General features: G+C 69.7%; 7 protein-coding genes and 2 pseudogenes. 7 read left to right on the top strand and 2 right to left on the bottom strand.

Features of this window, described 5'->3' with window-relative positions; genetic code table 11:
- The first annotated feature begins 57 nt into the window (after nucleotides 1–57).
- From ACZ58V_RS32755 to ACZ58V_RS32735, 5 genes and pseudogenes are all read left to right on the top strand, one after another.
- The gene (locus ACZ58V_RS32755; RefSeq protein WP_471294593.1) at nucleotides 58–2526 is read left to right on the top strand and encodes a SpoIIE family protein phosphatase; all 2469 of its coding nucleotides are present in this window, start codon (nucleotides 58–60) and stop codon (nucleotides 2524–2526) included.
- Nucleotides 2527–2691: 165 nt separating this feature from the next.
- A pseudogene (locus ACZ58V_RS32750) lies at nucleotides 2692–2930 on the top strand (diaminopimelate decarboxylase); the annotation flags it as partial.
- A 288-nt stretch (nucleotides 2931–3218) separates the two neighbouring features.
- On the top strand, nucleotides 3219–4244 hold the full coding sequence (locus ACZ58V_RS32745) for a magnesium and cobalt transport protein CorA (protein WP_468195741.1): 1026 nt from the start codon (nucleotides 3219–3221) through the stop codon (nucleotides 4242–4244).
- 64 nt (nucleotides 4245–4308) lie between these two features.
- Nucleotides 4309–5406 (top strand): magnesium and cobalt transport protein CorA, encoded by a 1098-nt coding sequence (locus ACZ58V_RS32740; RefSeq protein ID WP_468195739.1) that lies wholly within the window; start codon nucleotides 4309–4311, stop codon nucleotides 5404–5406.
- 56 nt (nucleotides 5407–5462) lie between these two features.
- Entirely contained in the window at nucleotides 5463–6170 is a 708-nt protein-coding gene (locus tag ACZ58V_RS32735; RefSeq protein WP_471294787.1) for a 2-phosphosulfolactate phosphatase, read from the top strand.
- 24 nt (nucleotides 6171–6194) lie between these two features.
- Here ACZ58V_RS32735 and ACZ58V_RS32730 read toward each other — a convergent pair.
- Nucleotides 6195–7193, bottom strand: a pseudogene (locus tag ACZ58V_RS32730) (NADP-dependent oxidoreductase); the annotation flags it as partial.
- A 64-nt stretch (nucleotides 7194–7257) separates the two neighbouring features.
- Nucleotides 7258–7893, bottom strand: a complete 636-nt coding sequence (locus ACZ58V_RS32725) for a TetR family transcriptional regulator (RefSeq protein ID WP_471294591.1) — start codon at nucleotides 7891–7893, stop codon at nucleotides 7258–7260.
- 141 nt (nucleotides 7894–8034) lie between these two features.
- On the opposite strand from ACZ58V_RS32725, the gene ACZ58V_RS32720 reads away from it, so the two are divergent.
- Entirely contained in the window at nucleotides 8035–8886 is an 852-nt protein-coding gene (locus tag ACZ58V_RS32720; RefSeq protein WP_468195732.1) for an alpha/beta fold hydrolase, read from the top strand.
- Nucleotides 8887–9045: 159 nt separating this feature from the next.
- On the top strand, nucleotides 9046–9912 hold the full coding sequence (locus ACZ58V_RS32715) for an alpha/beta fold hydrolase (RefSeq protein WP_468195729.1): 867 nt from the start codon (nucleotides 9046–9048) through the stop codon (nucleotides 9910–9912).
- Nucleotides 9913–9985 lie beyond the last annotated feature (73 nt).

Genomic DNA, 9985 nt, shown 5'->3' with positions numbered 1-9985 from the left:
CACCGACATCACGACGCCTCCCACACGGTGTGCGGGTCAGAAGGAGCAAGCGTCCACGTGAGCAACACCGATCTGTCCGGGGACCCCTTCCGGGACGATGAGCCGCGACGGCACGGCGCCGCGGCGGGCCCGTCGGCCGCCGGGCCCGCCGAGGGTGACGGCATACCGGCCGCCGATCCGCCCGGCGGACCGCTGACCTCTCCGGTCGGCCGGCTGGCCGTCACGGTGGAACGCCTGCGCCACGAGGTGCAAGCGGCGCACGCCGCGGCCGATGGACGCGCCCTCATGGATCTCGCCAAGGGCGTGCTCGTCGAGCGGCTGCACTGCGGTCCCGCCGAAGCCGCCCGGCAACTGTCCGAACTCGCCGAACAGTCGGCGATGACCCCTCTCGAGCTGGCCGTCGACATCATCAACCAGGCGGCACGCGACCGCCTGACCGAGGTCGCGGTCGACTTCGCGACGGCGGTCCGGGTCACCCCGCACGAAATGCCACCCGCCGTGTCCGCGGCCGTACGGCTGCGCACGGCGGAGAGCAGTGCCCTGGCCGCCGAGGACACCCAGGCAGTCGCCGACTCCCTGCTGCAGCACGCGCTGGAACCGCTCGGGGCGACCGGCGTGGCGATCTGGGCGGCCGGCGCCGACGGTTCCCTGACACTCGTGGGCAGCTCCGGATTTCCCGAGGGCGAGGCAGAGCGCTGGCGCTACGTACCGCCGGGCGTGGCGACCGTCGCCCGTGCCGCGCTGACCGAACGCAGGCCCGAGTGGATCCGATCCCTGGCGGCCGGGCCTCCGTCCATCGGCCGCACCCACCACCCCGACGGGGGACGGGTCGCTGTCCCCACCGGGGTGGGCGGACGGATCCACGGCGTGCTCGAGATCTGCTGGCCGACCCCGCTGGTGGCGCAACCGCCCGCCGTCGTCCGCCAGTTTGAAGCACTAGCGGAACTGTGCGCCCACACCCTGGAGATCCACTCGCCCTCCTCCCTGACGCTCGACGGCTCTCCGCCCAGGACCGTCCTGGCGGAACTGGCGGACCTGGCCGACTCGCTGTACGACCCCGCGCTGGTGCTCATCCCCCAGGTGGACGACACCGGACATCTCACCGACTTCCGTATCCACCACGTCAACCAGCGCTTCCGCGACCCCGCGGGGCGCCCCCGCAGCACCGTCGACGGCGCGCTGCTGCTGGAGGCGTACCCCCTGGCAGCGGACGAGAGCGGCCTCTTCAGCCACCTGGAACGCGTCTACGCCACGGGCGAGCCGTTCCGGGCCGGGCACATGACACTCACCGCGCTCGTGGACCAGGTGCCGCTGTCCTCCGTCGCCGAGGTCAGCATGACCCGGCACGGCGACAGCGTGCTGCTGATCTGGCGGATCGAGGACGAGATGGCACGCCTGGCCAATCTCCTCGAGCACGCCCAACGCCTCGGCCGGATCGGCGGTTTCGAGGAGAACTTCGTCACGGGCGAGATCACCTGGAACAGTCAGCTGTTCACCCTCTACGGCAGGGCGGAGTCCGACGGGCCCGCCCCCGTCGAGGAACTGCGGGCCCACGCCCACCCGGACGACGCTGTCGCCATCGGCCGCTTCCTGCGGACCGTGCTGCACCACCGCAAGCCGGCGTCGGCGGCCTTCCGGCTGCTGCGCCCGGACGGGGTGACGCGCCACATCCGAGTGGTCGCCGAACCCGTCGTGGACATCGACGACAGCCTGCTCGCCGTGCGGGGCGCCTACCAGGACGTCTCGGCGCAGCACTGGACGGAGGTCGCCCTCGCCGCCACCCGCGACCAACTCGCCCACACCGAACAGCAGTCGGCGGAGCGGAACCGGCTGGCCCTGCAACTGCAACAGGCCATCATGCCCTCCACGGCGGCACCCCTGGACGCGCCGGGCCTGCGCACGGCCGTGCGCTACCGGCCCGCCGAGACCGATCACCTCGTGGGCGGCGACTGGTACGACGCCGTGGTCCTGCCCTCGAAGCACATCCTGCTGAGCGTCGGAGACGTCGCCGGGCACGGCATCGAGGCGGCCACCAGCATGGTCGTGCTCCGCAACGCCCTGCGCGGCCTTGCCGTCACCGGAGCGGGTCCGGCCCAACTGCTGTCCTGGCTGAACAGCGTCGCCCACCACCTCTCCGACTCGGTGACGGCGACCGCGGTCTGTGCGCTGTACGACCCCTTCCGCCGTGTCCTGCGCTGGGCCCGCGCCGGACATCTGCCGCCGGTTCTCGTACGGGACGGACAGGCGACGACCCTGCCCCTGCTGAAGGGGCTGCTGCTCGGCGCGGCGTCGGACATCACCTACCAGGAGGCCGAGATGCGGCTGGAGATCGGCGACACCCTGCTGATGTACACCGACGGACTGGTGGAACGCAGGGACCGCTCCATGGAGGAGTCCCTGAAGCACCTTCTGGTGACCGCCAGCGCCAAGAAGACCACCCTCGACCAGCGCCTCGACCATCTGCTCACCTACAGCAGATCCGACACGGACGACGACACCTGCATCATCAGCATCGAAGTCATGTAGATCGACGTCATGGGGGCGGCCTCAGACCGTCGTGGGCGAGCGGCGTTCCCAGAACGTGTGCCCCGCCAGCGTCGCTCCTGCGCGTAGGTCTCGGCGTGATCCCGGCCGGACCCCGTGCCCGTCCGGCCGGGACCAGGCGGGTGCGTGGCCCGTCCCTTCCGCACACCACGCGCACGACCGTCGGACTCACGCTTCGCGCCGCGCCTGATCGGCCGGCGCGCCAGCGCGTCCCCGGCCCTGGTGACCGTCGTCGGCCGGCACTGCGAGGCCGGTGACGTGATCGCCGCCGACGCCTCGGGGACCTCCTCGCCGTCCCTGTCACCGGCGCGTACCACCTGTCGATGGAGAGCGGCGACAACCGGGAGTCCCTGGACGACATCCGCAGTCGGGACGTGGGCCTGTAGCCCGCACCGCGTCCCCCGCACACCACCTGCGGGCGAGCCTTGGCCCAGCCCTCGCCCGGAGGCGTTCCAACCCCTTCTGCTCCCGTCCCGCCGCGAGTGACCAGCCCGGCAGCTCCCCTCACCCAGCGCCCCACAGCAGCCGGTAGCGGAGAGGGGTCGGCGACCGCCTTGGGCACCCCCCCCGCCGACCGTGCCGCCCGCTCCTCGTCCCCTGACGCCACTTGCGCGTCCATGCGAATATGGCAATCGCGGCACGCGCGACACCCGCGTCCCGCAAGGAGGTGAGCCATGACGGCCCACGACACGCCTCGGCAAGAGATCCCCGTCGTCGACTGTGCCCTGTACGAGGACGGGCGGCGCAGGCCCGGCCGGCTGCCTTTGGACGAGGCCATGGACGCCACGCGCACCACCCCTGGCGGGTTCGTCTGGATCGGCCTGCACGCCCCGACCGCCGGACAGCTCCAGATCGTCGCCCGGGCCTTCGGCCTGCACCCGCTCGCCGTCGAGGACGCCCTCAACGCCCACCAGCGGCCCAAGCTGGAGCGCTACGACGACACCCTCTTCCTCGTCCTGCGCACCGCGGTCTACCTGGAACACGAGGAGCTGACGCCCACCACCGACATCGTCGGCACCGGCGAGATCATGGCCTTCGTCGGCCGCGACTTCATCGTCGTCGTACGCCACGACCCCGCCCGGCACCTGAGTGGTGTCCGCACCGGCCTGGAAGCCGACCCCGAGCGTCTGGCCCACGGCCCGGTCGCGGTGCTGCACGCGATCGCGGACACGGTCGTCGACCAGTACCTCGACGTCGTCGCCGCCCTGGAGGCGGACGCCGACCAGGTCGAATTCGACGCCTTCTCCCCGGACGCCCGACACGACGTCGGCCGCGTCTACCAGCTCAAACGCGAGCTCCTCGAACTGCGTCGCACCGTAGCGCCGCTGGCCCAGCCCCTGGGTGATCTCGCCGAGCGCCGCGTCCCCGGCGTGGACCGGGAGCTGGCCGCGTACTTCCGTGACGTCGCCGACCACCTCGCCCAGGCCGCCGAACGGGTCACCGTGCTCACCGAACTCGTCGACAACGCCCTGTCCATGGCCCTCGCCCAGACGAGCGTCCAGCAGAACCACGACGTGCGCCGCATCAGCGCGGCCGCCGCCCTGATCGCCATCCCCGTCGCCATAGCGGCTGTCTACGGCATGAACTTCGACCACATGCCCGAGCTGGGATGGCTGCTCGGCTACCCGGCGACGCTGATCATCACCGTGGCCCTGGTCACCCTCGTCTACCTGGTCTTCCGCAAGAAGCGCTGGCTCTGACAACCGCCTTGTCGCCCTTTGGCACACTGTCCGGATCGGACGGTCCGGTGATGAAGGAGCCCGCATGTCAATGGTCGGCAACCTGCGCAAAGTCGCGAACCTGGCGCGGCGCAGTCGCCGCCGCGTGGACCTCAGCCACCCGGCCCGCTCGCCGCTCGGCTCGACGGTGGTCAACTGCGTCGTCTACCGCGACGGTCTCCGCGGGCCGGGAACGGACTCGGTGGAGGACGCCGTACGGCAGGTCCGCAAGCACCGGGGCAGTTTCGTCTGGCTGGGCCTGCACGAACCGGGCGAGGCGGAGATCGCCGGCGTCGCGGAACTGTTCGGCCTGCACCCGCTCGCCGTCGAGGACGCCGTCCACGCCCATCAGCGTCCCAAGGTCGAGCAGTACGGCGACGTCCTCTTCGCCGTCTTCAAGACCGTCACCTATGTCGAGCACGCGGAGCTGACCTCGACCAGCGAGGTCGTCAACACCGGCGAAATCATGGTCTTCACCGGCCCCGACTTCGTCGTCACGGTCCGCCATGGCCGCCACGGCTCCCTCGGTCCCCTGCGCGAGGACCTCGAAGCCGATCCCCGGCAGCTGGCCCATGGTCCCTCCGCCGTGCTGCACGCCATCGCCGACCATGTCGTCGACGACTACGTCAGGGTCGCCGACGCCGTCCAGATCGACATCGACCAGGTCGAGACCGACGTCTTCTCGCCGCGCAGTCCCCGCAACGCCGACGCCGGCCGCATCTACCAGCTCAAGCGGGAGCTCCTGGAACTGAAGCGGGCCGTCGTCCCGCTTGCCCGCCCCCTGGACCGGCTCGCCACCGAACCCCGCGGCTGCCTCGACAAGGAGATACAGACGTACTTCCGGGACGTCGCCGACCACCTCACCCGCGTCACCGAGCAGATCAACGCCTTCGACGCCCTGCTCGACTCCATCCTCCAGGCCCACCTCGCGCAGGTCACCGTCGCCCAGAACGAGGACATGCGCAAGATCACCGCCTGGGCCGCGATCATCGCCGTGCCCACCATGGTGTGCGGCGTCTACGGCATGAACTTCGACCACATGCCGGAACTGCGCTGGCGCTTCGGCTACCCCCTCGTCCTCGCCGTCATCGCCACCGCCTGCTTCGTCATCCACCGCGGCTTCAAGCGCAACGGTTGGCTGTAGACGGCCGGACGCACGAGGCAAGCTCGAACTGCTGCACGGTTCGTCAGAATGGAGCGATGGAACATCACTTCGTCGGCATCCCAGAGTTGACCGGCGTTCCCCGTGTCGCCGTCGTCATCGACGTCATGCGCGCCTTCACCGTGGCCGCCTGGGCCTTCTCGCGTGGCGTCGAGAGGATCGTCCTGGCCTCGACGGAGAGTGAGGCACTCGCCCTGAAGGAGAGCCGCTCCGGTTGGCTGGCTCTGAAGGACGGAGCTCCAGCAGCGGGCTTCGACGCGGTGAACTCACCTGGCTTGCTGCGGTCACGCGATTTCGCCGGTCGCACGCTGGTGCAGAAGACGACGGCAGGCACCGTGGGCGCGCTGGCCGTCGCGAACGCGCCGCTGGTCCTGTGCGCGAGCTTCGTGGTGGCCGGACCGACCGCGCGGTTCCTGCGGGCCAAGGATTCCGGTCCGGTGACCTTCGTTGTCACCGGCGAGCAAGGCCAGGCCGACGAGGACCTGGCCTGCGCCGAATACATTGGTCAATGCATGGCCGGAGACGGTGTCGAGGCGGCCCCGTATCTCCACCGCGCGAGGACGTCTCGTGCCGCGGCAGACCTCGCCGGCGGGCGGCGGAGCGGATACCACCCGGACGATGTCGATCTCTGCCTGGAAATCGACAGGTTCTCCTTCGCGATGGTGGCTCGCCGGGAAGAGTCTCTGACGGTGCTCCGTCCCGTCCCGGTGCCTGACATCCCGCCACCCGCCCGTGGCTCGGGGTGACTCTCGAATCCATTTTCTCCAGGTCATCTTGACGACGACTTTGCCGGCCTTCGCGCGCCCTGCCTCCACGTACTCCAGCGCTTCATGGGCCGACTCGAACGGGAACACGGTGTCCACGACGGGTCGGATCCGGCCGGCCTCGACGAGAGCAGTGATCTCGCGCAGCTCGTCCCCGCTGGCCTTCATGAACAGGAACGAGTAGGTCACGTTGCGGCGCCGGGCGCGTCGTCGGGTCCGGAAACTCAGCGCGTACATCACCAGCCGGATGATCGGATTCGCTCCCAGCTCCCTGGCGAAAGCGGCGTCGGGAGGACCCGCGACGCTGATGACCTTCCCGCCGGGCTTGAGCACGGCCAGGGACTTCGCGAGCGTCTCACCGCCGAGCGAGTCCAGGACGACGTCGTAGTCGTGCAGCACCGTCTCGAACGCCTGCTTCTTGCAGTCGACGACAACGTCCGCGCCCAGACGCTTGACCAGGTCGACATTGGCCGTGCTCGTAGTGGTCGCCACGTGCGCCCCCAGATGCTTCGCCAGCTGGATGGCGATGGTGCCCAGGCCACCGGAGCCGGCGTGGACGAGGACCTTCTGGCCCGGCCGGACATCGGCCCGCTCGACCAGCACCTGCCAGGTGGTCAGGGCGACCAGCGGAAGGGACGCGGCCTCCTCCATGGTCAGCGTGGTCGGCTTGGCGGCCACGTCGTTCTGGTGCACCGCGATGAGTTCGGGGAAGGTGCCGATCCGGTCCTTGTCGGGCCTCGCGTAGACCTCGTCGCCCACCGCGAACCGCGTGACGGACGCGCCCACTTCGACCACCACTCCGGCCAGGTCGTTGCCCAGGACGAAGGGGACCTTGTACGGCAGGATCGTCTTCATCCCCCCGTCCCGGATCATCCGGTCGAGCGGGTTGAGGCTCGCGGCCCGGATCCGGACCAGTACATCGTCAGGGCCCACCTTCGGATCTGGCACGTCGCCGGCACGCACGCCGTCCTTGTCGCCGCAGCGCTCCACCGTGAAGGCTCTCATGGTCGTCTCCGCATCTCGTCCGCAAGCGGACCGGGTGAGGTGCGTCGACGTTATTGAATTATGGTCATAATGCCATGAGGTCGGTCGGCGGGTCGCAAGTGGATCCGCCCCTCTCGGGCTCATGCTCGACGTCCAGCAGGCTGAAGGCGTTGCGGATGCCCTGTTCGAGCAGTTCGTCGGCGAGCTGCCTGTCGGTGAGGGCTCGGGAGAGCTGGAGCGTGCCGGCCATCATGGCGTAGGCGCTGAGCGCCTTGGTGCGGACCGAGAGCGGATCGTCGGGTGCCAGGCGGGCGGCGATGCCGTCGATGACCGTCAGTACGCCGTCGGTGTACGCCTGCCTGGTCGGCTCGGTGCAGCGCCGGAGTTCGTCGAGCAGGGCGGCGGAGGGGCAGCCGTCGTCGGGGCTGTCGCGGTGCTGGGCGGACAGGTACCACCGGACGATCTGCTCGAGCCCGGCGCGGCCGGGTGTCGCCTGTGCGGCGATGGTCGCGTTCTGTGTCCGCAGCTGGTCGGCGACCGCGGTGGCCACGAGATCGTCCTTTGATTCGAAGTGGGTGTAGAGGGCGCCGTTGGTCAGCCCCGCGTCCTTCATGAGTGCCGAGATGCCAGAGCCGTCGATGCCGTCCCGCTTGAGCCGGCGTCCGGCCGTCTCGATGATCCGCTGCCTGGTCGCCCGCTTGTGTTCTTGCCCGTATCGCACCGCGCACTCCTTCGCTCGCCGGAGCGGTCGCTTGTGGCCCGCCGCCCTCCATGCATAATATTATGAACGTAATGCAATGGCGCAGGCATGCCGCGTACGGCGCCAACGGGCGTCGGTGATGAGAACTCCGAGAGGGGCATCGTGAGCACGTATCTGGCAGACAAGGCCGAGGATCACACCGTGGAGGGTCCCTCCGCGAGGTTCACCTATCGGCGGATGGGTCCGCGGGGCGGCGTCCCGCTGGTCCTCCTGAACCGCTTCCGCGGGACCATCGACTGGTGGGACCCGGAGTTCCTGGACCGTCTGGCCGCCGACCACGACGTGATCGTGTTCGACAACGTCGGCGTCGGCTACACCGACGGTGAGCCGCGCGACTCCCTCGAGGGATTCGCTCAGGGGGCCATCGAGTTCATCGACGCACTCGGCCTCGCGCGGGCCGACCTGCTCGGTTGGTCCCTGGGTGGCATCGTGGCCCAGCGTGTGGCCGTACGCCGCCCCGAGCTGGTACGCAGGCTCGTCGTGGCGGGCAGCGGCCCGGCCGGCTGGGTGCCCGACGCTCCGCCCTTCAGCGAGAAGGTCCTGGGCATCATGGCCAAGCCCGATGCCGACCTGGAGGACATGCTGTACCTCTTCTACCCCGAGACGGAGGCGGCCCGCGCCTCTGGGCGCGAGCACTTCGACCATGTCTCGACCCGGCTCGCGAACGGCGGCCCCGCGGTCTCCGAGACGGCGGCCCAGGGGATGCTCACCGCGGCGGCCACGCTCCTGGCGGCCCCCTTCGACCAGGTGGTGGCGGAACTGGCGGCCATCAAGCATCCCGTCCTGTATGCGAACGGTCTGGACGATGTGATGATCCCCGCCCACAACTCCTACGTCGCGGTCCAGCATCTCGACAACGCCACTCTCGTGCTCTACGCCGGCGCCGGCCACGCGTTCCTCTTCCAGTACGCCAAGGCCTTTACCCGGCAGGTGGCCGACTTCCTCGCCGCCTGACGACCCACGGGCGAGCGACGTCCTTTCGTCCGGCTCGCACGCTTGCGGGTCCATGGCATTACGGTCATACTTTAATCATCGACGTGATGCTGAGGGGCCGGACCGCTCCGGGTTCCGGCTCCTACGGGTCTTCGACCGTCACCAGAGAAGGGAACGGCCATGCCGGATTCACAGGAAGTACGAGGCGACGTGATCACGTCGTACAAGAGCGCACCGACCCGCACCGTCGCCGCCGGGGGAGTGGCCTTCGCCTATCGAGAGCTCGGCCCCCGGTCCGGCGTCCCGGTGGTCTTCCTCACCCACCTGGCGGCGGTTCTCGACAACTGGGATCCCCGGGTCGTCGACGGCATCGCCGCCAAGCGTCACGTCATCACGTTCGACAACAGAGGTGTCGGCGCTTCCAGCGGCTCGACGCCGCGCACCGTCCAGGCCATGGCGAAGGACGCCGTCACCTTCATACGGGCGCTCGGGCTCGAGCGCGTCGATCTCCATGGCTTCTCGATGGGCGGCATGATCGCCCAGGTGATCGCGCAGACCGACCCGGACCTCGTTCGTAAGCTGATCCTCACCGGTACCGGTCCCGCGGGCGGCGAGGGCATCAAGGACGTGACCCGGCTCTCCCACCTCGACACCGTCCGAGGGCTGCTCACCCTGCAGGATCCGAAGCAGTTCCTCTTCTTCACCCGCACCCCCCAGGGGCGCCGGGCGGGCAAGGACTTCCTGGGCCGACTGAAGGAGCGCACCCAGGACCGGGACAAGGCGATCTCTCTCGCGTCGTACGGAGCCCAGCTCAAGGCGATTCACCGTTGGGGGCTGGAGCGGCCCCAGGATCTCTCCGTCATTCACCAGCCCGTGCTCGTCGCGAACGGCGAGAGCGACAGGATGGTTCCGAGTCGGAACTCGGTCGACCTGGCGCGGCGCGTGCCGAACGGCGAGTTGGTGCTCTACCCCGACGCCGGCCACGGCGGCATCTTCCAGTTCCACCGCCAGTTCGTGGAGACGGCTCTCGAGTTCCTCGAGCGGTAGGAGGCGTGCGGCGCGGTCGTCACCTGGGCCGAGGCCGGCGTGGTGGGCGCCTCCGTGGGGCGGCTGTCGGCAG

The organism is Streptomyces sp. NPDC040589 (assembly GCF_055594445.1).
Note: the sequence above shows the minus strand (reverse complement) of the source record. Positions and strands in the feature narration are given on the sequence as shown.